General features: G+C 66.9%; 26 protein-coding genes, 1 tRNA gene, 3 pseudogenes and 1 riboswitch. Of the genes and pseudogenes, 17 read left to right on the top strand and 13 right to left on the bottom strand.

Going from position 1 to position 24,224, the window contains the following annotated elements; translation table 11 throughout:
- The first annotated feature begins 18 nt into the window (after positions 1-18).
- The 4 genes and pseudogenes from LRS08_RS11100 to LRS08_RS11085 all read left to right on the top strand — a co-directional run bounded on the left by LRS08_RS11100 (position 19) and on the right by LRS08_RS11085 (position 3,055).
- Positions 19-699, top strand: coding sequence for a penicillin acylase family protein (locus LRS08_RS11100; RefSeq protein WP_260480726.1), 681 nt, complete (start codon positions 19-21; stop codon positions 697-699).
- A pseudogene (locus LRS08_RS11095) lies at positions 588-1,427 on the top strand (penicillin acylase family protein); the annotation flags it as partial. The gene LRS08_RS11100 and the pseudogene LRS08_RS11095, both read left to right, overlap by 112 nt.
- Positions 1,428-1,609: 182 nt before the next feature.
- Complete coding sequence (locus LRS08_RS11090) at positions 1,610-2,281, top strand: penicillin acylase family protein (protein WP_257843635.1); 672 nt, start codon at positions 1,610-1,612, stop codon at positions 2,279-2,281.
- 104 nt (positions 2,282-2,385) lie between these two features.
- A pseudogene (locus LRS08_RS11085) lies at positions 2,386-3,055 on the top strand (RBBP9/YdeN family alpha/beta hydrolase).
- 185 nt (positions 3,056-3,240) lie between these two features.
- Here the strand turns inward: LRS08_RS11085 and LRS08_RS11080 are convergent.
- Positions 3,241-3,960, bottom strand: coding sequence for a L,D-transpeptidase family protein (locus tag LRS08_RS11080; RefSeq protein ID WP_260480725.1), 720 nt, complete (start codon positions 3,958-3,960; stop codon positions 3,241-3,243).
- 190 nt (positions 3,961-4,150) lie between these two features.
- Here LRS08_RS11080 and LRS08_RS11075 point away from each other — a divergent pair, with 190 nt between their 5' ends.
- On the top strand, positions 4,151-5,953 hold the full coding sequence (locus LRS08_RS11075) for an aminopeptidase P family protein (protein WP_257843638.1): 1,803 nt from the start codon (positions 4,151-4,153) through the stop codon (positions 5,951-5,953).
- Here the strand turns inward: LRS08_RS11075 and LRS08_RS11070 are convergent.
- A complete protein-coding gene (locus LRS08_RS11070) occupies positions 5,937-6,068 on the bottom strand; it encodes a hypothetical protein (protein ID WP_257843639.1) in 132 nt (43 codons plus the stop codon). The two genes, LRS08_RS11075 and LRS08_RS11070, sit on opposite strands and share 17 nt — an antisense overlap.
- A 98-nt stretch (positions 6,069-6,166) precedes the next feature.
- On the opposite strand from LRS08_RS11070, the gene LRS08_RS11065 reads away from it, so the two are divergent.
- The 3 genes from LRS08_RS11065 (at position 6,167) to LRS08_RS11055 (ending at position 7,238) form a co-directional block, all read left to right on the top strand.
- A tRNA-Thr gene (locus LRS08_RS11065) sits at positions 6,167-6,241 on the top strand.
- Between the two features lie 106 nt (positions 6,242-6,347).
- Entirely contained in the window at positions 6,348-6,617 is a 270-nt protein-coding gene (locus LRS08_RS11060; protein ID WP_257843640.1) for a hypothetical protein, read from the top strand.
- 87 nt (positions 6,618-6,704) lie between these two features.
- A complete protein-coding gene (locus tag LRS08_RS11055) occupies positions 6,705-7,238 on the top strand; it encodes a PepSY domain-containing protein (protein WP_257843641.1) in 534 nt (177 codons plus the stop codon).
- A 377-nt stretch (positions 7,239-7,615) separates the two neighbouring features.
- Here the strand turns inward: LRS08_RS11055 and LRS08_RS11050 are convergent, their stop codons facing one another.
- From LRS08_RS11050 to LRS08_RS11030, 5 genes are all read right to left on the bottom strand, one after another.
- Entirely contained in the window at positions 7,616-8,563 is a 948-nt protein-coding gene (locus LRS08_RS11050; RefSeq protein ID WP_257843643.1) for a tetratricopeptide repeat protein, read from the bottom strand.
- A 95-nt stretch (positions 8,564-8,658) separates the two neighbouring features.
- Positions 8,659-9,297, bottom strand: a complete 639-nt coding sequence (locus LRS08_RS11045; RefSeq protein ID WP_257843644.1) for an SOS response-associated peptidase family protein — start codon at positions 9,295-9,297, stop codon at positions 8,659-8,661.
- Between the two features lie 9 nt (positions 9,298-9,306).
- Positions 9,307-10,107 carry a hypothetical protein gene (locus LRS08_RS11040; protein WP_260480724.1) on the bottom strand — a complete coding sequence of 267 codons (801 nt, stop codon included), beginning with the start codon at positions 10,105-10,107 and terminating at the stop codon, positions 9,307-9,309.
- Positions 10,019-10,477, bottom strand: coding sequence for a hypothetical protein (locus LRS08_RS11035; RefSeq protein ID WP_260480723.1), 459 nt, complete (start codon positions 10,475-10,477; stop codon positions 10,019-10,021). Before LRS08_RS11035 ends, LRS08_RS11040 begins: the two co-directional genes overlap by 89 nt.
- 95 nt (positions 10,478-10,572) lie before the next feature.
- On the bottom strand, positions 10,573-10,911 hold the full coding sequence (locus LRS08_RS11030) for a helix-turn-helix domain-containing protein (protein ID WP_257843647.1): 339 nt from the start codon (positions 10,909-10,911) through the stop codon (positions 10,573-10,575).
- A gap of 111 nt (positions 10,912-11,022) precedes the next feature.
- On the opposite strand from LRS08_RS11030, the gene LRS08_RS11025 reads away from it, so the two are divergent.
- The gene (locus LRS08_RS11025; protein ID WP_257843648.1) at positions 11,023-11,769 is read left to right on the top strand and encodes a glucose 1-dehydrogenase; all 747 of its coding nucleotides are present in this window, start codon (positions 11,023-11,025) and stop codon (positions 11,767-11,769) included.
- A gap of 290 nt (positions 11,770-12,059) precedes the next feature.
- On the opposite strand, the gene LRS08_RS11020 is transcribed toward LRS08_RS11025, so the two are convergent.
- Complete coding sequence (locus LRS08_RS11020) at positions 12,060-12,368, bottom strand: LysR family transcriptional regulator (RefSeq protein WP_257843649.1); 309 nt, start codon at positions 12,366-12,368, stop codon at positions 12,060-12,062.
- A gap of 171 nt (positions 12,369-12,539) precedes the next feature.
- Here LRS08_RS11020 and LRS08_RS11015 point away from each other — a divergent pair, with 171 nt between their 5' ends.
- From LRS08_RS11015 to LRS08_RS11005, 3 genes are all read left to right on the top strand, one after another.
- On the top strand, positions 12,540-13,190 hold the full coding sequence (locus LRS08_RS11015; RefSeq protein WP_257843650.1) for a DUF6891 domain-containing protein: 651 nt from the start codon (positions 12,540-12,542) through the stop codon (positions 13,188-13,190).
- 24 nt (positions 13,191-13,214) lie between these two features.
- Entirely contained in the window at positions 13,215-13,328 is a 114-nt protein-coding gene (locus LRS08_RS11010; RefSeq protein ID WP_308222972.1) for a type II toxin-antitoxin system YoeB family toxin, read from the top strand.
- Positions 13,329-13,447: 119 nt separating this feature from the next.
- Entirely contained in the window at positions 13,448-14,500 is a 1,053-nt protein-coding gene (locus tag LRS08_RS11005) for a hypothetical protein (protein WP_260480721.1), read from the top strand.
- Positions 14,501-14,699: 199 nt separating this feature from the next.
- Here the strand turns inward: LRS08_RS11005 and thiC are convergent, their stop codons facing one another.
- The 4 genes from thiC to LRS08_RS10985 form a co-directional block, all read right to left on the bottom strand.
- Positions 14,700-16,574: a phosphomethylpyrimidine synthase ThiC gene (gene thiC / locus LRS08_RS11000; RefSeq protein ID WP_257843653.1), complete on the bottom strand. Its 1,875-nt coding sequence runs from the start codon at positions 16,572-16,574 to the stop codon at positions 14,700-14,702.
- Between the two features lie 35 nt (positions 16,575-16,609).
- Positions 16,610-16,719, bottom strand: a riboswitch (TPP riboswitch).
- 12 nt (positions 16,720-16,731) lie between these two features.
- Positions 16,732-17,586 (bottom strand): MipA/OmpV family protein, encoded by an 855-nt coding sequence (locus LRS08_RS10995; protein ID WP_260480720.1) that lies wholly within the window; start codon positions 17,584-17,586, stop codon positions 16,732-16,734.
- A gap of 115 nt (positions 17,587-17,701) precedes the next feature.
- The gene (locus LRS08_RS10990; protein WP_257843654.1) at positions 17,702-18,115 is read right to left on the bottom strand and encodes a DUF2141 domain-containing protein; all 414 of its coding nucleotides are present in this window, start codon (positions 18,113-18,115) and stop codon (positions 17,702-17,704) included.
- A complete protein-coding gene (locus tag LRS08_RS10985) occupies positions 18,045-18,836 on the bottom strand; it encodes a sterol desaturase family protein (protein WP_257843655.1) in 792 nt (263 codons plus the stop codon). Before LRS08_RS10985 ends, LRS08_RS10990 begins: the two co-directional genes overlap by 71 nt.
- 13 nt (positions 18,837-18,849) lie before the next feature.
- Here LRS08_RS10985 and gluQRS point away from each other — a divergent pair.
- The 5 genes and pseudogenes from gluQRS (at position 18,850) to egtD (ending at position 22,957) form a co-directional block, all read left to right on the top strand.
- Positions 18,850-19,715, top strand: a pseudogene (gene gluQRS / locus LRS08_RS10980) (tRNA glutamyl-Q(34) synthetase GluQRS).
- A 143-nt stretch (positions 19,716-19,858) separates the two neighbouring features.
- Positions 19,859-20,089 carry a twin transmembrane helix small protein gene (locus tag LRS08_RS10975; RefSeq protein WP_257843656.1) on the top strand — a complete coding sequence of 77 codons (231 nt, stop codon included), beginning with the start codon at positions 19,859-19,861 and terminating at the stop codon, positions 20,087-20,089.
- Positions 20,090-20,104: 15 nt separating this feature from the next.
- Positions 20,105-20,674: a cob(I)yrinic acid a,c-diamide adenosyltransferase gene (locus LRS08_RS10970; protein WP_257843657.1), complete on the top strand. Its 570-nt coding sequence runs from the start codon at positions 20,105-20,107 to the stop codon at positions 20,672-20,674.
- 46 nt (positions 20,675-20,720) lie between these two features.
- Positions 20,721-21,980: an ergothioneine biosynthesis protein EgtB gene (gene egtB, locus LRS08_RS10965; protein WP_257843658.1), complete on the top strand. Its 1,260-nt coding sequence runs from the start codon at positions 20,721-20,723 to the stop codon at positions 21,978-21,980.
- Positions 21,980-22,957 (top strand): L-histidine N(alpha)-methyltransferase, encoded by a 978-nt coding sequence (gene egtD, locus LRS08_RS10960; RefSeq protein WP_257843659.1) that lies wholly within the window; start codon positions 21,980-21,982, stop codon positions 22,955-22,957. The genes egtB and egtD overlap by 1 nt, the downstream gene beginning before the upstream one ends.
- A 30-nt stretch (positions 22,958-22,987) precedes the next feature.
- Here egtD and LRS08_RS10955 read toward each other — a convergent pair whose 3' ends face one another.
- Entirely contained in the window at positions 22,988-24,091 is a 1,104-nt protein-coding gene (locus LRS08_RS10955; protein WP_257843660.1) for a GNAT family N-acetyltransferase, read from the bottom strand.
- Positions 24,092-24,224 lie beyond the last annotated feature (133 nt).

Genomic DNA, 24,224 nt, shown 5'->3' with positions numbered 1-24,224 from the left:
GCAACGGGAGCGGATCGGATGGGCAAGGCGGTGGTGTTGGCGGCGGCGGGTGTCGCGTTGCTTTGGGGCGGGGCCGCCGAGGCGAAGTATCGCTATGCCGCGACGATCACCCGTACCGCGCATGGCGTGCCGCATATCGTCGCGCAGGACTGGCGCGGGGCGGGCTATGGCGTGGGGTACGCCTATGCGCAGGACAACCTCTGCATGATCGCTGAGGAGTTCGCGACGGTGGCAGGCGAGCGGTCGCTGCATTTCGGGGCGAAGGGCAGCGCGACCCTGGGGTTCCAGAGCGTCGACAATCTGTCGTCGGACCTGTTCTTCCGCTCCGCGATCGACCTGCCGGCGTTGCGGCGCGGGGCGAAGGCGCAGGGGGCGGCGGCGCTGGCGCTGACGGCGGGCTGGGTCGCGGGGTATAATCGCTATCTCAAGGATCTGGGGCCGGAGCGCGTGCCGAGCGAGTGTCGCGGCAAGGCGTGGGTGCGGGCGATCACCGCCGACGACATGCTGCGGCTGAACGAGAAGCAGATGCTGCTTGCCAGCTCGCTCAACTTCGCGCCCGCCATCGCCAATGCGGTGCCGCCGGGGGCGAACCGGCGGCGAAGGTGGGCATGGCGCTGCCTGATCCGGCGCAGTTCGAGATCGCCAGCAATGGCTGGGCCTTCGGCGGCGATGTCACCGCCAACGGCAAGGGGATGGTGATCGGCAACCCGCACTTCCCGTGGCACGGGCCGAGCCGCTTCTGGCAGATGCATGTGACGATTCCGGGAAAGATGGATGTGGCGGGTGTCGGGATTGCGGGGTCGCCCTTCCCTACCCTTGGCTTCAACAAGGACATTGCCTGGACGCATACGGTGACTGCGGCGCGGCATTTTACGCTGTATCAGCTGACGCTCGATCCGAACGATCCCACCGCCTATCTGGTCGACGGCAAGTCGGAGAAGATGGTCGCGAAGACCGTGACCGTGCCGATGCCCGATGGCGCGGCTCCGGTGACGCGCACGCTGTATTCGACGCGCTTCGGGGCGGTGATCGTGATCCCGCAGGCGATGGCGAACTGGACCAAGACCGCCGCCTTTGCGATGCGCGACGCCAATGCCGGCAATCAGCGCGGGATCGGCACCTGGGTACGGATCGCGACGGCCAAGAACGTCGGCGAGGTGCGCGCGGCGGTGAGCGAGACGCTGGGCATTCCGTGGGTCAACACCATCGTCGCCGACCGGCATGGCGACGCGCTGCACGCCGATGTGACCGCCGTGCCCAACGTATCGGCGGAGAAGGCCAAGGCATGCGCGACGCCGCTGTCGGCGGTGGTGGCGCGGACCGCGATCCTGCTCGACGGGTCGAAATCGGACTGTACGTGGGACGCGGCGGCGGGCACGCCGGTGCCGGGGCTGATGCCCGCCAGCGATCAGGCGGTGCAGGCGCGGCGCGATTACGTCGCGAACATGAACGACAGCTATTGGCTGAGCAATGCCGACCATCCGCACCGGGTGCTGTCGCCGATGCTGGGCGAGGCGGAGAAGCCGGTCAGCCTGCGCACGCGATCGGGGTTCATCGAGACCCGCGCGCTGATCGCGGGGGCAAGGTCGATCATGACCGCGCCAAGGCGATGGCCTTTGCCAACAAGAGCCATGCGGGCGAGCTGGCGCTCAAACCCCTACTCGCTTTGTGCGCGGGCCGGGCCGAGGTGGCGGAGGCGTGCGCAGCGCTGGGCAAATGGGACGGGCGCTTTGACAATGACAGTCGCGCGGCGTGGCTGTTCGACCGGTTCTGGATGAAGGCGCGGAGCGTGCCGGGGCTATGGGCGGTGCCGTTCGATGTGAAGGACCCGGTGCATACCCCACGCGATCTGGTCACCAGCGGTGAGGTGGGCGACAAGCTGATCGCGGCGCTCAAGGCTGCGACGGAGGAGGTCGCCAAGGCGGGGATCGCGCTCGATGCGCGCTGGGGCGACGTCGCCTTTGCGCGGCGGCTCACCGACCGGATCCCGGTGCATGGCGGCGACGGAGTGCTGGGCGTGCTCAACGTCCAGATCATGGTGCCGACGCAGGGCGGGGTCACGCCGCGCCACGGGTCGAGCTATGTCCAGGTGGTGGGGTTCGATGACGCCGGGCCGGTCGCGGAGACGATCCTGACCTACTCCCAGTCGCCCGACCCGCAATCGCCCTGGCATGGCGATCAGACGCGGCTCTATTCGGAGAAGAAATGGGTGCGATTCCCTTTCAGCCCGGCGCAGATCGCGGCAGCGAAGGTCGGGGAGGCGGTGACGATCCGCGAATAGCGGTCGGGCGCACGCCGCCATCGCTTCGGCGCAAGTCTATTGCATACTAAATCAGTAGGAATAAATTCACCTGCAAGGGAGCCGCCTTTCGCAGGAGACTATGCATGTCCATTTTCTCACCGCACGACGCGCGCGAGCCCGTCGTTTTGACCGTCCCCGGCCTTGGCGGATCGGGGCCGTCGCACTGGCAGACCCTGTGGGAAGTGTCGCGCCCCGACACCCGCCGGGTCGAGCTGGGGATGTGGAACACGCCGCATCGCAATGCCTGGGTCACCAAGCTGGATCAGGCGATCCGCGCGGTGCAGGGGGCCTGTGGTGCTCGCCGCGCACAGCCTGGGCTGCCTTGCCGTCGCCTGGTGGGCGGAGCTGGCCGGGCAGATCTATGGCACGCCGGTCGCGGGTGCGCTGCTGGTCGCGCCGGCCGATGTCGATAGCGGCAATCACGCGGCGCTGAGCGCCTTTGCGCCGTCGCCGTCCAAGCCGCTGCCCTTCCCGTCGATCCTGGTCGCGAGCAGCGACGATCCCTGGGCGCATATCGACCATTCGCGCAATCTGGCCGCCAATTGGGGCAGCGTGTTCGTCGATGCCGGGCCGCAGGGGCACCTCAACGCCGACAGTGACCTAGGCTGGTGGGCCGAGGGTCAGCGGATGCTCGATCGCGTGCTGGATGCCGCGAGCGACCGGCAGGGACGGCCGCGACCGGTGGAGCGGCATGCGCTGCTGGCGGTCAATGCCTCCGACGCGGCGCAGCGGCATTATCTGGGGCAGGAGTAAGACGGCCCAACAATCCCCCTCCCTGGGAGGGAGGGGCTAGGGGTGGGTTTAGCGCTGGGCGAGGCTCGATGCCTCGCCTAGCGCTTCCTTACAGGGGGTCGAGAGTCTTTTTGAGCGCGCAGACGCGCGCACCCACCCCCGACCCCTCCTTTTCCGGGAGGGGAGCAAGGTTGAGCGTCGAAGGCTCAGTCCGGGGTGACGACGCCGCCCAATCCCAGCCGCTTGCCGCGGGTGATGATGACCTTGTCGCCGAGCTTGGCCTGGGCGAACACCAGTTTCGCGAAGGGGGTGGGCACGCCGATGCAGCCATGGGTCGCGCGCCCCTCTTCCACCTCGGACCCGTGGATCGCGATCCCGTCCCAGGTCAGGCGCATCATGTACGGCATCGGCGCGCCGTAGAGGTTCGAGATGTGGTGCACCTTTTTCTGCTTGATCTCATGCACGCCGAGCGGGGTCGGCTTGCCATCCATGCCATAGAGGATCGCGGTCGCGCCGATCTCGTACCCGTCGCGGAACACCGACATGGTCTGCGCTTCGAGGTCGACGGTGATGACGAGCGGGCCGTTGGCGGGGACGCCGTCGGTGTCCCAGTAATAGGTGCCGAAGCTGATCGGGCCGGGGATATCGAGAATGCGCTTGACCGTCATCGCCTCCAGTGCCGGGGCGGCGGGCGGCAGTGCGGCTGTGGCAGGCGGCGCAGGGGCCGGTGCGGGAGCAGCAACCACCGGCTTTGGTGCGGGGGCGACGGCCCTGACCGGCGGGGCGCTGCGGGCCGGTTCGGGCGGGGGGATCAGCGCAGCGGCAGCCATCGCGCCGACGCCAAGCGCCGCCACGATCCCCGTCCGCACCATCCATCCACCCGCGCGCATCATTCTCCTCCAGTCCATCAACGCCAGATCGTCCATCGGGGTGCGCCTGACCACCCCCCGATTTGCGCGCGTATCGCCGTGGGACAGGGCGCGGGGGTGTTAACCTCTGCGTCGTCACCCCTTTTCAACCCGCGTCGCTTGGGCCACCAGAGCGCCTTAACGGCGCGCGATCCGCTCCCCATATCGGGCGGAGTCGCAGCCCACACCGCATTCAAGGACCGATCCCATGTCGACCCATGCCGCCCGCCTTCAGGCCCTGCGTGACCAGCTCCAGCGCGACCAGCTCGACGGGTTCGTCGTGCCGCTGACCGACGAGCATATGAGCGAATATGTCGGTGCCTATGCGCAGCGGCTGGCGTGGCTGACCGGGTTTCAGGGGAGCGCGGGGAGCGCGGTGGTGCTGCCCGAGGCCGCGGCGATCTTCACCGATGGGCGCTACACGATTCAGGTGCGCCAGCAGGTCGATGGCACGCATTGGGACTATGTCCCGGTGCCGCAGGTGAGCATCGCCGACTGGCTGCGCGATCATGCGCCGCAGGGCGGGCGGATCGGGTACGACCCGTGGCTGCACACGCGCGGCTGGGTCGAGGAGGCGCGCAAGGCGCTGGCCGAGCGCGGTGCCGAGCTGGTCGCGGTCAGTCGCAACCCCATCGACGCGGTGTGGGACGACCAGCCCGCGCCGTCCGACGCGAAACTTGCGGTGCAGAGTGACGATGCGGCGGGGCGAACCAGCGCGTCCAAGCGCGCCGAGATCGCCGACTGGCTGGCCGAGCGCAAGGCGGATGCGGTGGTGCTCTCCGCACTCGATTCGATCGCATGGGTCTTCAACGTCCGCGGGGCCGATGTCAGCCACACGCCGGTCGCGCTCGCCTATGCCATCGTCAATGCCGACGGCACCGCCGATCTGTTCGTGGCGAAGGACAAGGTGGGTGACGACGTCGCCCAGCATCTGGGCAATGCCGTGCGCCTGCATGACCGCGGCGCCTTTGCCCCGGCGCTCAAGCAGTTTGCGGGCAAGCGCGTCGCCGCCGATCCGATGGGGTCGGTCGCGGCGATCTTTGACGCGCTCGATGCGGGCGGCGCGACGATCCTGGCGACGCGCGATCCGGTGGTGCTGGCCAAGGCGATCAAGAACGACGCCGAGATTTCGGGCCACAAGGCGGCGCAGGCCCGTGACGGCGCGGCGCTGGCCCGGTTCCTCAAATGGGCCGAGGCGGAGATGCCCAAGGGCGGGGTAACCGAGATGTCGGCCGCCGAGCGGCTGCAGGCGTTTCGCGAGGAAACCGGCGTGCTGCGCGACCTGAGCTTCGACACGATTTCGGGCACCGGGCCCAATGGCGCGATCCCGCATTACAAGGTCACCGAAGAGTCGAGCCTGCCCATCGAGCAGGGCCATCTCTATCTGGTCGATTCGGGCGGGCAATATGAGGATGGCACCACCGACGTGACCCGCGTGATCCCGGTCGGCGAGCCGACGCAGGAGATGCGCGATCGCTTCACCCGCGTGCTCAAGGGCCATATCGCGATTGCAACCGCCGTGTTCCCCGAGGGCACCACCGGCGGCCAGATCGACGCGTTCGCCCGCCGCCCGCTGTGGGAAGTCGGCTGCGACTATGGGCATGGCACCGGTCATGGGGTCGGGGCGTATCTGTCGGTGCATGAGGGGCCGCAGCGCATCGCCGCGCCCAACTATCCCGGCGGCGGCCCGGCCGAACCCTTACGCGCCGGCATGTTCCTGTCGAACGAGCCGGGATACTACAAGGCGGGCGAATTCGGCATCCGCATCGAGAATCTGGTGCTGGTGGTCGAGAAGGACATTCCGGGCGCCGAATCGGTGATGCTCGGGTTCGAGACGCTGACCTTTGCGCCGATCGAGCGGACGCTGATCGAACCGGGATTGCTGACCGAAGAAGAGCGCCGCTGGCTCGACGCCTATCATGCGCGCGTGCTCGAGATCCTCGGCCCGCAGCTGTCGCCCGACGAGCGGGCGTGGCTGGAGGGCAAGTGCCGGCCTATCGCGGCGCGGTAGAATCGGCCGGCGGCGGGCCGGGCAGGTCCGCGGCTTCCCGCGCCTGTGCCTTCCGCTTGCGCAGATTTTCGCGCAGCGCGGCAGCGAGGCGGGCCTTTTTGTCGGCATCGGTCATTCCGCCGCGATAAACCGGGGTGCTGCGCCTTGACAACCGGGCGTTGCCGCGCGAAAGGGCCGCTCCCGCGTGGAACGGACCTTCCGCCCGCGCCGAGTGCTGCCGTAGCTCAGTGGTAGAGCGCATCCTTGGTAAGGCTGAGGTCGTGAGTTCAATCCTCACCGGCAGCACCATTTTTTCCTAACCCTGCCCGCAGCGTGCGGGGTCGCGCGTGCGGTTCGCGTGGAACCGCTTTGCCCTCCACTCATTGATGCGCGGCATCAACAGGAGGAAAATCCAATGAAAATCATTTTCAAGGCCGCGCTGGCCGGAGCCGGGCTGTTCGCGCTGGCAGCGTGTGGCGGCGATGCCGATGACCGCGCGGCGGACAATGTCGAGGCGGCGGCAGAGGCGCAGGCCGACAATCTGGAGGAACAGGCCGACATGGCCCCCAACGAGACGATGGAAGAGGCGTTGGAGCAGCAGGCCGACAATGTTCGCGACGCGGGCGAGGCCAAGGCCGACGCCATCGACGACGCGGACGACGCCCGGATCGAAAACCGGCGCTGATCGACTGGACAGGGCGCGCGCCGGCGGGTTGCGTCGGCGCGCGTCCGGGCGCACCATGACACCGGTATCCAGAACCGGAGTTTCGTCATGCGCTTTCTCGCCCTTCCCCTTTTCGCGCTCGCCGCCTGCTCCCCGGCTGGCGACGAGGCCGCTCCGGCCAATGGCACGCTGCCCGAAGGTCCGGAGGCGGTGATCAGCAATGTCGCGGCGGTCGATCTGCCCGCCGGAGTCGCCGAACTGGCCGAGGCGACGGTGCCGGGGATGCGGATCGCGGAGGCGGAGCGGAAGGACCGCGAGGGGCGTACCTATTATGATGTCGAGGGGACGCGACCCGACGGGAGCGACGTCGAGATCGACATGCTGGTCCAGCCCGACGGGTCGCTGAAGGCGGTCGAGGTGCAGCGCGACATCGCCTGGGCTGACGCCCCGGCACCGGTGCGCGCCGCCGCCGCCGCGACCGCCGACGCCTTTACCCCCGAGCGGGTGATCGAGAGCCGCCAGGTCGAGGACGGGCGGACGATCTATGAGCTGTTCGCGCCGGGCAAGCCGAAGGAACCGGCGATGGAGATCGCGTGGAAGGACGGCAAGGCGGCGCTGTTGACCGAACGCGCGATCCACTGACCCAGCGCGCCGAGCGGACCGGAACGCGAATTCGCAAGCCAGCGCCCCGCCAAGCGCGTAGGCTGTGCGCCGGGCGCAACGCCCGCGAAGGAACAGGTCATGGCCAAGAGCCAGAAGAAATCGAACCGCGAACTCCGAAAACCCAAAAGGAAGCCCCGCCCAAGGCGAATGCTTCCAACCCATCGACCAAGGACAAGCCGGTCGCGATGGTGACGATCAAGGGATGAGGGCAACGCCCCCTCCCCCGCCGCTATGGCTGTCGCGACGGGGGAGAGGCTGTCCGGCGAAGCTGTGGAAAAAGCGGGTGTGTGTGGCCAGGATCAGCGTCCGCATCGCCGCAGATCCGATGCGGTCAGCCCAAGTGGGCGACATGCGGATCATCCGGGCTCCTTGATCCGCAGCCGCGCCATTTCTGCGCGCGCGGCGGCGACCGAGGGGAAGCCGGCGATCTTGAACCATCTCAGCGCCTCGGCCCGATTCACCGGGGTGCCTAGCCCCTTTTCATAGTAAAAGCCGATCTGCATCGCGCCGACCGGGTTGCCGCGCCTGGCGGTTTCGAGAAACCAGCGCAGCGCCTGGCCATAGTCGCGGGGGAGGTTGCCGCGCCCTTCGGAGAAGAGCAGCGCGAGCGCGTAGTTCGCGCCGTTGCCGCAGGCAACGGGGTTCTCCGCCGCCATCCGGTACCAGCGCACCGCCTCTGCCACATCGACCGCTCCGGTCTTCGGATCGGAGAGCAGATAACCGATCTTGGTCATCGAATCGCAATGCCCCGCGGTCGCCGCGCGCACATACCAGCGCAGCGCCTCCGCCCGGTCGGCACGAACGCCGCGACCCAGATCATAGGCCTGGCCGACGCCCGCCGCCGCTTCGGGGTCACCCGCTTCCGCCGCCGCGAGATAGGCCGCGAATTTGCGGTCGTCGGTCCATTGTTCGGCGAGCCATCGCTGAAACGCCAGCTGGTACATCGCATAGGGATCGCCCTGCTCCGCAAGCGCGGGGGCGATCTGAAGGATGCGTTTGCTCAGCCGCTCATATTCGGGCCAGCTCTGCTTGACGCCGAGACCGTTCTGATACTTCAGCGACAATGCGTAGATCGCACGCAGATCCCCCGTCGCGGCGCGCTGCTGAAGCACCGGGATGGGGAGGAAATGGATTGCGTACATCGCTTCCATCCGCGCGACGATTGCGGCGTGATCGGGATGGACGAGGGCGGCGTCGGTGGTCCGGGTGACCGGCAATGCGGCGGCGGCATGGGCCGTGGCGGTGAGCGGGGCGAAGGCTAGCGCGGTGGCGGCCAACGCTGGGGTCAACCGATATCGGGCCATCGCTCTCTCTCCAATCCATCTGCGTCTCGGCGCGGACCATCATTGCTAATCCGAAACAAATTTCACGCAACGGTCAGTTTCTGTCTTCCTTTCGGTCAGCGCTCCCGCGTCGCGGTGAGGCTGCCGCCGGGCAAGGGGCGGCACAGCTCTGAACTGGGCGTCGCCGGGTCGAGCCAGCGCGCCCAGTCGGCGGGGGGCAGCACCACCGGCTGGCGGTCGTGGATCGGCGCGACATCGGGGCCGGGCGGACAGGTGAGCATCGCCCATGCCTCCCCCACCACCGGGTCGGCGCGCCACACCCCGGCGATCGCGAACCCCTCTGCCCCCGACAGGGTGAAGGCCCATTTGGCCTTGAGCGGTTTGCCCCGCCGCACCGGCACCGAGGCGCCGAACAGGTCGGTGGGGGGCGCGTCGTCCGGAGCATCGCCATATTCGTAAAAGCCGTCGACCGGGATCAGGCAGCGGCTGGCATGCGCGATCGCGCGGCCATCGGAGCGGACATTATACACCGGCTTGCCATTGGCGGCGGGCCAGCTCCAGCGGCGCGTCACCATTTCCGCCACCCCCGCTTCGGCGGTGGCGGGACGTATGATCTCGACCCGGTCGGTGATGCGAAAGCCGTCGAGCGGGGCGAAATTGGGTCGCCCCTCCGGAAAGCGCAGCGGCACATACTGGGTCGGCCAGTCGGCGAGCAGCTTGGCGAGCTCGCGCTTGCGATAGGCTTCATTGCACATCCGGCGACCCTAGCGCCGCATGCCGCCATAGGCATTCATCCGCGATTCCATCGGGGTGGGCAGCTCGAGCTGGTCGGGGTCGCCCTTGAGCAGATAGACGACGCCCTCATCCCAGCTGGGGGTGCCATAGAGTTCGTGCGCGCGGCGGCCGGGCATCGGGGGCAGGAAGTAGCTGCCCCCGGTCGCCATTGCGCGTCGCGACCCGAACGGTGCGCCGAGCTTGAACCCGCGGAGGATCACCAGCCCCGGTGCATAGCCCTGAGCCATTGCACGCGGTCCGGCGGTGACGATGATGCCCGACATGGTCCCGTCGGCCTCCAGCCGCAGCTCGATCTCGTTGCCCTGCTGCACATTGCGCCAGCGACCGAGCAGCAGCCCCCAGCCGGCCAGGGCGGGGGCCGGCGCAGCGGTGACCGGGGCTGCGACTGTGGCGCGCGGCGGCGGCGCGGGGCCGAGCAGCTTTGCACAGGCCGCGCGGTAGCGGAGGAAATCGAGCTCGGCGGCGTCGAAATCGCGTTGTTCGGCGCGGAACACGCGCTCCGCCGTCTCGGGATCGACCTGGGCAAAGGCACCCTTCATCCGCGCGCGATCGGCGCTTTGCCCCAGCATCGTAACGATCGCGCGCCATACCGACATATAGGCCTGCGCCACTGGCACCTCGCAGCGGCGGGTATCGGCGAAGATCGTCGCAAGCTTTGGCGCATAGCCATGCTCGCCCACTTCATAGGTGCCGTGGCGGATCGCATCGGCGATCTGGGGGTGGCACCTCCGCTGTGATCGGCGACAGGCGTGGGAGGCGGGCGGCGGCATCGGCGAGCCGGGCATCGTCGGTGGCGGGGGTGCAGGTTCGCGCTGCCTCCGCGTCGAAGCTGGTGCGGGCGCGGTCGAACGCGGTGCGCCATTCCGCGGCGGTGAGCCGTTCGGGACGCTCGCGCCGCGCCGGGCGCAGGTCGCGCTGGCCCCGGGCGATCGCGGCGGTGCGCGCCTGGCACGCCCCTTCGAAGCGCAGCCGCATCGCCTCCCCCAGCGACGCGCCGACCACCGGATCGCGTTCGGCGGCGGCGACCTCTGCCTCCTGCGCCGGGGTGAGGTCGGGGGCGGCCCCCAGCATCAGCGGCGCGATGAGGACAAGCGCCAGCAACGGAACCCGGTGACGCGGCAACGACGGCGTTTTGCGCATCCTGCTTCCCCTGTTCAGGACCAGCCGCGCCGATCATGCGCCTGTCGCGCGAGTCGCGCAATCGGGGGGAAGGCAAGCGTGACCGGGCGACCGCCTCAGCGCGCCGTCTCGCCAGCCTCCGCATAGGCGCCCATGATCGCCTTGAGCAGCCCCGGGAAGCGGCCGTCGATCTCCTGACAACGGGCATAGTTGCGCATCTCCACGCCGTGCCGCTCCGACCGGATCAGCCCGGCTTCGCGCAGGATGCGGAAATGCTGGGACAGCGAGGATTTGGGGATCACCCGCTCCCCGGTGTCGGCAAGCGTCGCGCAACCCCGAACACAGCCCAGCCCGGCGATCTCGGCATAGATGCGCGCGCGCTCCGGATCGGACAGCGCGTGCAGGATCGCCTGTGGGGTCACGCTGTCGACGGACGGATGGACAAGAGGGCGCATGATAAAATTCAGATAGGCCCCCTTGCCGCATGGTTCAACAGTTCCATATTCCTGAACTATCGCACTAACGCGGCCATTCCGGCGGCGGGCGAGAAGTAAGGGATTGAAATCATGAGTCGCTTGCAGGGCAAGGTCGCGGTCGTCACCGGCGCGTCCAAGGGGATTGGCGCGGCGATCGCACGGTCGCTGGCCGCCGAGGGCGCGGCGGTCGTCGTCAACTATTCGAGCAGCCGCGCGGGCGCGGACGCCACTGTCGCGGCGATCGAGAGCGCCGGCGGCAAGGCACTGGCGGTCCAGGGCGATGTCGCCGACGCCGCACAGGCCGCGGCGCTGATCGACGCGGCGACGCGCGAATTCGGGCGGCTGGACATCGTGGTCAACAATAGCGGCGTCTATGCCTTTGCCCCGATCGACGACTTCGACCCGGTCGAATATCACCGCATGTTCGGGATCAACGTGCTGGGCCTGCTCAACGTGACCAAGGCGGCGGTGCCGCATCTGGGCGCGGGGGCGAGCGTCATCAACATCTCGTCCAACATCACCCGCATGAAGATGCCCGGCGCATCGCTCTATACCGCGACCAAGGCGGCGGTGGACGCGATCACCCGCGTCCTGTCGAGCGAGCTGGGCCCCCGCCAGATCCGGGTCAACGCGATCTCGCCCGGCATGACGATGACCGAGGGCACCGACGCGGCGGGCATCGTCGAGGGATCGGACTTCGCCAACCAGATCGTCGCGCAGACGCCGCTGGGCCGGGTCGGTCATGTCGACGACATCGCGGTGGCGGCGGTGTTCCTGGCGTCGGACGAGGCGCGCTGGATCACCGGCGAGGTGATCGGGGTCAGCGGCGGGGCGTGACCCGCAACGCCGTCGCGCGCGCCGCAGATCGCGGCAGCGCGGCGGCGCTTCGCTTCCGGGGACAGGGATTTGCGCCTGACACCGCCCGGCGAAGCTGACGAAAACATGCGGGTTGCGGGCCGACAGGACGGGATGGCACCCACGAAGCGCCCGCGACGCGACAGGTGCGCGACACGGGCGCGACGGGTGCGCGACGATTGCGCGACGCATGCCCGACTGTGTCGCGACGCGATCTGAACATCGGGCGACGGGCACGCGACGCTTTGGCGACAGGACGCGACGGCGCGGCATCAGCGAAGCGACGACGGCGCGACGGGTGCGGGTCTGGGCGCACGCGGCGCAACGGGATCACGCGGGGCGAGTGGATCAGGGCCGAAGGGATCGGCGAGCCGCGCGGCGTGGAGCCTGAGCGCGCGGGCCCATGCATGGTCGAAGGGCGTGCCGGTGAGGCGGTTGCGCAGCGCATGCGCGCTGGACCGCGACATGCCCGCGGCACGGGCGGCGCGGGCGATGCTGCCGGTTTCGACAAGGGCGGCGAGGAAGATGCGCTGTTTGGCCGGGGTCCAGTGCGCACGGGCGAGTGGGGGTTGCTGAGTCATCCGGCAGGATGAAGCGGATTGCGGGCGTGTAGGACAGCGGGTGGCGGGGCGTGTTGGATGGATTTTGGGTGGGGTGTGGCGTGGGGGCATCCGTCAGGCGCGCATGCTACAGACCCGATTTCCGGTTGGTTTGGGACGTGATAGCGTCGCGTTTCGATCCGAGGAGTAGCTATGTCCCAGTCGTGGTTGTCGAGAATCTTTGGGGGCACGAAACCCGCCCCGTCGATCCCCGCCCCCGTCACTTTCAGCGCGGACGCGACAGCGGATATTCAAGACTATGTCGAACGACTGGTCGCTGCGGGTTTTATGCCGCGAGACGAGATCATCGACACCGCGCTTGCCTATGTCGAGGCGGATGGCGATGCGCAGCGCGCCGAGGCCGAACGCGCGACCGACGCCGCGCTGAAAGCGCATGCATCGGCACAGGCGCAATGGCCGGAGACCACCGATTGCGACCGGCTCGATGCCGCCTTTGCCGCTCTCGATGCGGACGGGATTATCTCACGACAGGATTTCACGTGCTGCGGCAGCTGCGGCGCGGCGGAAATCTGGGATCATGTTCAGGCGGCGGAAGGCGCTGGTTTGTCGGCAAGGGGATATGCCTTCTTTCACCAGCAGGACACCGAGTCTGCGGTGGAGGGCGATGGCCTGTACCTGAACTATGGGTCGATCGAAGAAGGCGCACCGGCGGCAGTCGCGATCGGGCATGAAATCGTCGCCAAGCTGAACGCCCATGGCCTGCAAACCGACTGGAGCGGGAGCATCAGCGAGCGGATTGGCGTGTCGCTGGACTGGAAGAAGCGGCGGACGGCGGCCGGATAACGGCGCGTCGGGGACGGGCGGCAATTGTCAGGCTGGTGGTCGCGGCGGATCAATCAGGCGCATCGGCTGGTGTACCGCGTGGCCGGGAACGGGAAGGATCAGACGCTGCAGGTGGCGCAGTGTCGGTATCATTATTGAGACAGGTATTGTGTCGCCGGAATTTGTGTTTCCGGAATTCACCCCGAATTCGAGTCGGCTCTGGTGCTGTTAGTGCCCATGCCCTACCGTCTGCGAGTTAGTCGTGCGGAAGAAGCCCCATGTTCTCACCTAAAACTGTTTTCGTTGTTGGCGCTGGCGCAAGCTGTGAAATCGGCCTCCCGATAGGAAACGCACTTCGCGACCGCATCATCGAAATGACTTACTTTGATCGCAACTCGGGGTTCTCAAATCGCAACTTTGAACTTGCGGTTCACCGAAAGTGTGAGAACAATCAGTCCCTGTGGCAGCATGTGCACATCGCCCTACAGCAGCTTCGTCTGGGCCTCGTCAACGTCGCCTCAATAGACACCTATCTTGATATTCATCGCGGTAATGAAGCGATGATTGCGGTAGGAAAAATGGCGATAGTAATCGCAATCTTGGAAGCTGAACGTAACTCGGCATTTTTCTCAAAATTTAAGCTTCCAACACAAACGCGCGACGATATCGTATTCAGCTTTGGCGGAAATGAGAAATATGATGCGTCGTGGTACGTCCACTTCGGTCGCTTACTGACTCAGAATGTCACGCTGGAGAACGTCGATTCGATATTCGACAACGTAAGCTTTATCACTTTCAACTATGACCGCTGTATCGAGACTTTTGCTTTCGAATGGCTGAAGCAGACTTTTGGTTTGCCAGAAAACAGAGCGGCCGAAATAGCATCGAAGCTGGAGGTTCTGCACGTCTACGGTTCCGTTGGATCGCCGCCTTGGAAGGGAGGAGATGTGCCGTTTGGCCTAGATTATGGTGCCGATTTTCCTGCGCTTGCCGAAGGAATAAAGACCTTCACCGAGTCAGCCGACAGCGCCACCGTTGAGACGATCCGCAACCGTATTGTAGCGGCAGAAACACTGGTGTTCCTCGGGTTCGGCTGGCTCCCCCAGAATCTCGATATCCTTGATACCGGACAGGTTTCAAATGCGAAACGTGTCTTCTTTACGTCTCGCGGCGTGAGCCAAACAGACAGAGAAACGGTTCGCGCGGATCTGGCTCATCTGTTGCAAAAGCGCGTGCTCCACGAGCAAGGCGCGCCGTGTCGCGCGTTCGAGGAACGAGATACCTGCGCCGACCTGTTCCAGAATAACTGGCGTCAACTGACCCGCGCGTGACTCGCTCTACATCACGCGCCGACCCAGAGGCACCAATTCCGGGGACATAACACTTAGTTGGCTCGACCGTTAAGCGCGGAGATGGATTGACCCCGGCACGGCAGCCGGGGTGACGATGGGAGTCGAGGTGGGGCGTGGGGCACGCCTTTGGCGGCCCCGGCCTGCGCCGGGGCGATGGGGTATCGGCGGCGCCATCCCTTCAGTCGTGCTCCCGCCCGCCCGAACCCAGATACAGCTCCCGCCCCATCTCGTCATACACCCGGCTCATCTGCGCCATGCCCTCCTCGGCTTCAGCCACATCCACCGATTGCGCTGCGATGAAGCCATCCGCATCCTGATTCTGCTTCGCCGCGAAGTCGCGCACTTCCTGCGTGATCTTCATCGAGCAGAATTTGGGGCCGCACATCGAGCAGAAATGGGCGGTCTTGGCGCCTTCCGCCGGTAGCGTCTGGTCGTGATATTGTTCGGCCGTGTCGGGGTCGAGCGACAGGTTGAACTGGTCGCGCCAGCGGAATTCGAAGCGGGCGCGGCTCAGCGCGTCGTCGCGGACCTTGGCCGCCGGGTGGCCCTTGGCGAGGTCGGCGGCGTGGGCTGCCAGCTTGTAGGTCACCACGCCGACCTTGACGTCGTCGCGGTCGGGGAGGCCGAGATGCTCCTTGGGCGTGACGTAGCAGAGCATCGCGGTGCCGTACCAGCCGATCATCGCGGCGCCGATGCCGCTGGTGATATGGTCGTAGCCGGGGGCGATGTCGGTGGTGAGCGGGCCGAGCGTGTAGAAGGGGGCTTCGCCGCAGGCCTGCAGCTGCTTGTCCATATTCTCCTTGATCTTGTGCATCGGCACATGGCCGGGGCCTTCGATCATCACCTGAACATCCTGTTCCCAGGCGCGCTTGGTCAGTTCGCCCAGCGTGTAGAGTTCGGCGAACTGTGCCTCGTCATTGGCGTCGGCGATCGATCCGGGGCGAAGGCCGTCGCCGAGCGAATAGGCGATGTCATACGCCTTCATGATCTCCGTAATCTCGTCGAACTTCTCGTAGAGGAAGCTCTCACGATGGTGCGCCAGGCACCATTTGGCCATGATGCTGCCGCCGCGCGAGACGATGCCGGTGACGCGCTTGGCGGTCATCGGGATATAGGGCAGGCGGACGCCGGCGTGGATGGTGAAATAGTCGACGCCCTGCTCGGCCTGTTCGATCAGCGTGTCGCGGAAGATTTCCCAGGTCAGGTCTTCGGCGATGCCGCCGACCTTTTCGAGCGCCTGATAGATCGGGACGGTGCCGACGGGGACGGGCGAGTTGCGCAGGATCCATTCGCGGGTGTCGTGGATGTTGCGGCCGGTCGACAGGTCCATGATCGTGTCGGCGCCCCAGCGGATCGCCCACACCATCTTGTCGACCTCTTGCGCCACGTCCGACGCGACGGCGGAGTTGCCGATATTGGCGTTGATCTTGACCAGGAAGTTGCGGCCGATCGCCATCGGCTCGGACTCGGGGTGGTTGATGTTGTTGGGGATGATCGCGCGGCCGCGGGCGACCTCGTCCCGGACGAATTCGGGGGTGACATAGTCGGGGATCGACGCGCCCCAGCTTTCGCCGTCGCGGACATATTCGGCGAGCATCTGGCGGCCGAGATTTTCGCGGGTGGCGACATATTCCATTTCGGGCGTGACGATGCCGGCCCTCGCATAGTGCATCTGGCTGACATTCATGCCGGGCTTGGCGCGCAGCACCTTCTTGCGCACGTTCGGGAAGGGCTGGACGCCGCCGCTGCGGTCGGGGCCGAGCTGGCCGTTGTCCTCCGGGCGCACCTCGCGCTGGGTCACCTCTTCCACGTCGCCGCGATCGCGGATCCAGTCGCGGCGCAGTTCCTGGAGGCCCGCCATGATGTCGATGCGGGCTTGCGGGTCGGTATAGGGGCCGCTGGTGTCATAGACGCGGACCGGGGGCTCGCCGCTCGACGGTTCGAGATGGATTTCGCGCATCGCGACCTTGCGCGGGCCGACATGGATCTTGGTCGATCCGCGGATCGCTCCGGTGGTGACGGCAAGTTCGGTCTTTGCGGGGATGTCGGCCATGATGCGCTCCAAAATCGCGGAGAGCGCACGGTTTTCGGGTGAAAGCCGCCCACTCCCTACGCCGGTGTCAACCGGATCAGGTTCAGCGGGTCGGTGGCTGCTGCCACCCTCTCAAGCGCGCGTCAGCGCTCCCCGGGGATGCGGTCTTGTAGCCGGGTCAGAAGGTCAGCGCCAGCCCCGCGCCGCCGGTCCATTGATGGCGCGAGCCGGCGATGGCGACGAGGGGGCTGTCCGCGAAGTCGCCGATCAGCTTCTTGTAGGTGCCGCCCGCGACCAGCGCGAGACCCTTGGTCAGGTTGCCGGTGAGCGAATGGGTGAACATGCCGCCAAAGGTGATGTCCTTCTGTCCGCCTTCCGGCGTGAAGGCGGGCAGGCCGCTGAGCACGCTGCCCGTGGGGGTGACGCCGAAATAGGTGCGGGCGTAGCGGTCTTCGACGATCTCCGCCGTGGCGAAGAGCGATACCAGCGCCTTGGTGCTGAGCGGGGTGGTGTAGGTGACCGAGGGGGTGAAGATGCCGCTGCGGTGGATTTTGGTCACGTCGTGGCGGTAGCTGAGGCTGGCCGAGAGCGTGTCATAGTCGTGGAGGATCCCGGTCTTGGCGATGCCGGCATATCCGCCGACCTCGACTGCGGTGTCGACCTCTCCCAGCGCGCGCACGCGCGGGTCGGCGATCGCGTCGCGGTTGGTGCGGTTGAGATTGATGACCGCGACGGGGCCGAGCTGGAGGTTCCAGTCCTTGTCCGCAACATCTGGAATGACGTCGAGGCTGGCGCGGTTGCCGAGCACGGTGAAGCTCATCCCCGCGACGGTGCCGTTGGCGGCAGGCAGGGGCGTCCAGCGACTGTCGTCCGACCCCTCATAGTCGGGGATCCACGCCGCGCCGCCACCGATGCTGAGCCGCGCGCGCGCCTCATTCGCGACCTCGGCCTGTTCGGCGGGGGGCGCCCCGTCCTGCGCGACGGCGGGAGTGGCGAAGGCTGAAGCGAGGAGCGCGGGGACGAGGAGACGCATACGGGTTGTATCCTGAAACGGTTTCAGGTGCGCAACGCCGCAGCGCACAAATGGATGCGTGCGCCCATTCCGGTTTCAGTCTGGTTAATGGAAAGGGGGCAGGTCGGCGTCCGCCCTAAAGCATATACTTCATCTTCACCTGCTGCTTCGCGCCGTCGAGCGGGAAGCTGGCTGCCTTGAACTTGGGCGGGCCGAAGGTGATGACGGGGTTGCGGCTGAAGCCGAAGCCTTCGCGCGGGATGCCCATCATCGTGTCGAGTTTCTTGTTCGAGTTCGCGTCGTGGATCACCGCGACGGCATAGGTGGCGGTGGCCAGTCCTTCGAAGCGGGTCGCCGGGTGCGCGGCGGAAATGGTGCGCGAGACGGCGCGGGGGTCGTCCTTGCAATCGGGGAAGCTGTCCGGGCGCGCGGTCAGGCAGATCTGCAGCACCCCCTTCGCATCGCGCAGCCCGGTGAACTCAACGTCGATGCTGCTGACCGGCGAGGCCGCCGGGAGGAGCAGAAGGGCTGCGGGCAGCAGCGCGCGCATGTGCTTTTTCGAAATCGCCAATCCCCCGGTCGGTGCCGCACAGCCGGTCCCAGAAACGGAAATAGAGACCATAGTTGCACCCATATTGCTCATGGTGCCGCTGATGATGGCTCGCGGTGATCAGCCACGCCCCAAGTGGCCCCCGCCACATCACCCGCGGGAACACCTCCCACCCCATGTGATTGGTCACACCCATAACCGTCATGATTCCAAGCACAAAGCCCAATGCGCCGACATGAACCGGAATCACGAAGACCAGTGACGGAATTACCACGGCCCCGGTCAGCGCCTCTACGGGGTGAAAACTCATTGCCGCCCAGGCGGTTGGCGGACGGCTGTCGTGATGGACGGCGTGCGCGATGCGGAACAGTCGGGGGCGGTGCATCCAGCGATGCGTCCAGTAGAACCAGGTGTCGTGGGCGAAGAGGTAGAGGAAGACCGAGAGCGGAAGGTACCAGAGCGGATAGTCGGCGACATCGGTGTAGATCCGTGTCCAGCCGTGATTCTGCCAGCCCCACGCAACGATGCCGGCCGGGATGCCGTAGATGGCGGCGCTGGCGAGGCTCCAGATCACTTCGCGCCGCATCTGGCCGTCGAGCCCGGCGTACAGGCCGGGATGTCGCACCCGCGTCGCCCAGGCGAAGGCGCCCGAGACGATCAGGTAGCGGACCCCGACGATCAGGGTCATCGCGAGCGCCGACAAGAGGATGGCGAGGAACATGGTGCGGCTCTACATGGAAAAGGTGCCGTCCGACAGCCAGACCATCGTCACCCGCTTTGCGCCGAGTCCGACGGGCCGGCTGCACATGGGCCATGCCGTTTCCGCGATTGCCGCGCATGATTTCGCGCGCGAACGCGACGGCCGGTTTTTGCTGCGGATCGAGGATATCGACGGGACGCGCAGCCGGGCGGAGCATGTCGCGACGATATTGGACGATCTGCGCTGGCTGGGGCTGGACTGGGATGGGGAGGTGTTGTTCCAGTCGTCACGGCTGGATGCGTATCAGGCGGCGCTGGACGATCTGCGGGCGCGGGGCCTGATCTATCCGTGTTTCTGCACCCGCGCCGATATCGCGGCGAGCGCGAGTGCGCCGCATGGGCCGGAGGGGCTGGTGTATCCGGGGACATGTCGCGGGCTTGAGGCACCGGATTTGAGTGCGCCGCATTGCTGGCGGCTGAATATGGCGGCGGCGCTCGGGGGAGCGTCCAGGCTCTGACCTTCACCGACTCGCGCTTCGGCCCGGTCATCGCCGACCCCGCAGCGCATGGCGATGTCGTCCTTGCACGCAAGGATGCGCCGGCGTCCTACCATCTTGCCGTCACCATCGACGATGCGGCGCAGGGCGCCACCGATGTCGTGCGCGGCGAGGATTTGTTGCCCGCGACGCATGTCCACCGGCTGTTGCAGGAACTGCTAGGACTTCCGGTGCCGCGCTACCACCACCATGGGTTGCTGACCGGGCCGGATGGCGAGCGGCTGGCCAAGCGGCATGGCGCGCCGACGCTGGCGGCGCTGCGCGAAACCGGTGCTGATGGGCGGGCACTGGCGGATGCACTGCGGCGGGGCGAAATTTTCACCCTGACGTCACCCCGGGCTTGACCCGGGGCCCAGCTTCTTCGGGCGCTCAAGGCAGCTGGGCCCCGGGCCAAGCCCGGGGTGACGATTGTTTGTTCGGATGGTCAGCGCCGATTGAGATCGGTGCGGGGCTTTCATCGCGTGCCAACAACCCCTAGATTACGCCCATGCAACTCTTCCTCGTCCTGCTCCTCGTCGCCGCGATGCTTGCGACCGTCTTCGCCCTCATCAAGGGAATCGTCGCATTCCTGCGCACGACCGAGGCGGAGCTGAAATCGGGCGAGGGGCCGAGCGCGTCGGCGCTGAAGTCGAACAAGGCGATGCAGCAGCGCATCCTGTTCCAGGGCATCGCGATTGCCATCGTCGCGCTGTTGCTGTTGCTCGCCAGCAACGGCTGAGGCGCTGCCTGAGCGGTGGTCAAGCTCAATAAGATTTATACGCGCACCGGCGATGACGGCACCACCGGTCTGGTCGACGGGTCGCGGGTGGCGAAGCATGACGCTCGCATGGCCGCGATCGGCGATGTCGATGAGGCGAACAGCGCGATCGGGGTCGCGATTGCGGCAATCGGCGAGGACTATCCGGCGCGGTTGCTGACCACGATCCAGAACGACTTGTTCGACCTGGGTGCGGACCTGGCCACACCGAGCGAGGATTTCGAGCCGGGCGAGATGAGCTTGCGCATCGTCCCCGCGCAGGTCGCGCGGCTGGAGGTCGCGATCGACGCAGCGAATGAATCGCTGTCCCCGCTGACCAGCTTCATCCTGCCCGGCGGATCGGCGGGCGCGGCTGCGGTGCATCTCGCACGCGCGATCGTGCGGCGGGCGGAGCGCAGCGCGACCGCGGCAGCAGCACAGGTTGCGATCAATCCGCAGGCGATCGCGTACCTCAACCGGTTGTCGGACCTGCTTTTTGTGCTGGCGCGCGAAATGAACCAATCGGCGTCGGGCGACGTTTTGTGGACTCCAGGGGCGCATCGCTGATTTCCGGCATTTGACCCGCGCCCCGGTTTCGGGTTACAGGAACAAAATGCGAACGAGTGCGAGTCCCGTCGCGTGCAGTTCAACGCTTGAAACGCGGTTCCGCAAGGTTCGCGCGCTGACCGCCAATCTCGCCGCCTCGCTGTCCGACGCCGATGCGTGCGTCCAGTCGATGGACGACGCCTCCCCCGCCAAATGGCATCTGGCGCATACGACCTGGTTCTTCGAGACGTTCGTATTGCGCGATCATGTGCCAGACTATCGGCTGCACGACGACCGCTTCCCGTTCCTGTTCAACAGCTATTACGAGGCCGAGGGACAGCGCCATGCGCGGGCGCGGCGGGGGATGGTGACGCGGCCGACGCTGGACGAGGTGCTGGCGTACCGCGCGGCGGTGGAAGCGGCGGTGATCGACGCGCTGCCGGATTTGCCCGAGGCGGTGTTGGCGCTGGTCGAGCTTGGCTGTCACCATGAGGAGCAGCATCAGGAGTTGCTGCTGACCGACTTGCTTCATCTGTTTTCATGCAATCCGGTCGAGCCGGCGGTGTGGCCGGGCGATCCGAAGGTGCCGGTGGCGATGCCGGGGCCGATGGGCTGGATCGAAGGTGCCGAGGGTGTCGCCGAGATCGGCGCGACCGGCGATGGCTTTGCGTTCGATTGCGAAGGACCGCGCCATCGCGTGCTGCTGCATCCGCATGCGATTGCCGACCGGACGGTGACCAACGGCGAATGGGCGGCGTTCATCGCCGATGGCGGTTATCGCGATCCGCGCCACTGGCTGTCCGATGGTTGGGCATGGGTGCAGGCGCAGCGGATCGAGGCACCGCTTTATTGGGAGATGCGCGACGGCGGTTGGACGCGGTTCGGGCTGGACGGGCGGCGGCCGATCGACCCCGCCGCGCCCGTGACGCATGTGAGTTTCTTTGAGGCCGACGCCTATGCCAGCTGGGCAGGCGCGCGATTGCCGACCGAGGCGGAGTGGGAGGTCGCGGCGACGGGACATGACCCGGTGGGCGGCAACCAGCTCGACCGCGCCGGGCCGGTCGAGCCGCGCCCCTCCCCCACCGGCCCTGCCTTCTTCGGCGATGTGTGGGAATGGACCGGGAGCGCCTATCGCCCCTATCCCGGCTTTGCCGCCGCCGAGGGCGCGGTCGGCGAGTATAATGGTAAATTCATGAGCGGGCAGTTCGCCCTGCGCGGCGGAAGCTGCGCAACGCCGCGCGGCCATGCGCGCGCCAGCTATCGCAACTTCTTTTATCCGCACCAGCGCTGGCAGTTCACCGGGGTGCGGCTGGCGAAGGATCTGTAATGCTGAAGCGGGAAATCGAGGATGGTCAGGCGGGTCTGGCCGATCCGGCGTTTCGCGCGGATGTGCTGAACGGGCTGGCAGCGCGGCCACGCGCGATTCCGGCGCGCTGGTTTTACGACCGGCGCGGGTCGGAGCTGTTTGAGGCGATCACGCGGTTGCCGGAATATTATCCGACGCGGACCGAAACGGCGCTGCTCGAGCGTGTGTGCCCGGAGGTAGCACGCGAAGTGGGCCTGGGCGGTGCGGTGGTCGAGTTTGGGTCGGGTTCGTCGGCCAAGACGCCGATCCTGCTGCGCGCGGTGCGCCCGGCCGCCTATGTCCCGATCGACATTTCGGGCGAATTCCTGCGCGCGTCCGCGCGGGAAATCGCGGCACAGTTTCCGGTGATGGCGGTCGAGCCGGTGGAGGGGGATTTCCTGAAGCCGCTCAAGCTGCCCGCAGGAATTGGCGGATTGGCGCGGCTGGGCTTTTTTCCCGGATCGACGATCGGCAACATGACGCCTGTCGCCGCAGTCGACCTGCTGCGCGCGATGCGGGCGTCGCTGGGCGAAGGGTCGGCGCTGTTGATCGGGATCGACCGGATCAAGGATCCCGCAGTGCTGGTTCCCGCCTATGACGATGCGGCTGGCGTGACGGCGGCGTTCAACCTCAACCTGATCGAGCGGATCAATGCCGAGCTGTCGGGCACGATCCCGGTCGATGCGTTTGCGCATGTGGCGAAGTGGAACGATGACCTTGCGCGGATCGAGATGCATCTGGAGGCGAAACGCGCGGTGGCGTTCGAAGTGGATGGACGCGGCTTTGCAATCGCGGCGGGCGAGACGATCCATACCGAGAACAGCCACAAATATGGGGATCGCGACGCACGGCTGCTGCTCGCGGCAGGCGGGTGGAGCGTGACGCGCGCATGGACCGATGATGCCGGGCTGTTCGCGCTGTATCTGGCGCAGGCGCGGGCGGCGGAGGTTGCGCCGTAGCGATGCGCTCCTGCGACCGGAGCGCTGAGGCTATCCATTCGGCTCCACAGCCCCGCTCGCGCGCCAGCGGCGGCGCAGCAGCCGCGCCGCGACGCCAGGCAGTCCCGGCCGCACAAACAGCCAGTCGCGAATCGCAGGACCGGTGTCCGCGCCGATGACACGCTTGTAACCGCTGTCCCCTGCACCCCAGTCGACATCGGTAATGCCGTCCTCGAGCGCACGGACGAGGTTGCGGTAATAGAGCAATTTCCCCGGCGAATGCTTGGCAACGCGCGGGTCATAGCTGTTGGCGATCGCGTATTTGAGCGTCCCGGCGTTGAGATCGAAGGAGAAGGCGGTGGGTTCGCCATCGATGCGCAGCACTGCGGCCCACAGCATCTGCGCAACCACCGGGTCCTGCGCCGCCGCGCGCCAGAATGCGCCGTGGCCGGTGTCGGTGAACTTCGCATCGCGCCCGTCGGTGCGGTCGGCGATCCAGCTCTTGCGTTCGATTTCCGCCAGGGCGTCGAACGCCTGCGCGGTCCAGTCCCCGCCGCTGACGAAGCTCCAGTCGGGTTCGCCATGTTCGGCGAGATGCTTTTCGTGGAAGCGGTTCTTGCGCAGGGTCGAATTGCGGGGCCAGGTGCCTTCGGCCTGCAATGCGGCCATGTCGAGCAGGAAGCTTTCGGCGACGAAGCGGTCGAGCGCGACCCAGCCGCGCGTCGCGGCGGCGGCGCGCAGCCCCTCCAGCGCCGGGTCGCCGTCATAAACGGGGCCGATGCGCAGCGCGTTGGCGTGCCGCGCGAGCAGGTCGAGCGCGACCTCGAACGCCTCGGTCCCCGCCTCCTGCGCAACCGGGAAACTTCGAAACGGCCAGTAGCAGCCGGGGACTTGCGCGAGACGCAGTGGCGCGGGGCCAGTGGGGATCAGCGGCAGCGCGAGCACCGGCACGCCTTCGCGCAATATGGTCAGCGTGCGCGCTTCACCGCCATAGACGTGGAGCGCGGCGGCAAACCATCCATAGCGCAGAAAGCGGTGGGTTGGCGCGGCGGATGCGGCAACGCTGTCGATCGCGCTCGCCAACCCGTCCCCGATGCTGGCGGTCAGCACGGGCGGCAGGCGCGTGAAGTCGGCAAGCGGCATCGGCTTCGTCATAGCTCCGCTCTACCGGCAAGTCGTTACGAATGGGTGGAAGTGCTTGCACTCGCGCGCGGCGCTCCTAGTGTTTGCTTCGCTGCGCTCAGCAACGGCACCGGCCCGCTCCCCCACCCGGCCACCCAACGACAGT

Source organism: Sphingomonas sp. J315, from assembly GCF_024666595.1.
In the GTDB taxonomy this organism is placed as follows: Bacteria; Pseudomonadota; Alphaproteobacteria; order Sphingomonadales; family Sphingomonadaceae; genus Sphingomonas.
This window is presented reverse-complemented; position numbering and strand designations above follow the sequence as displayed.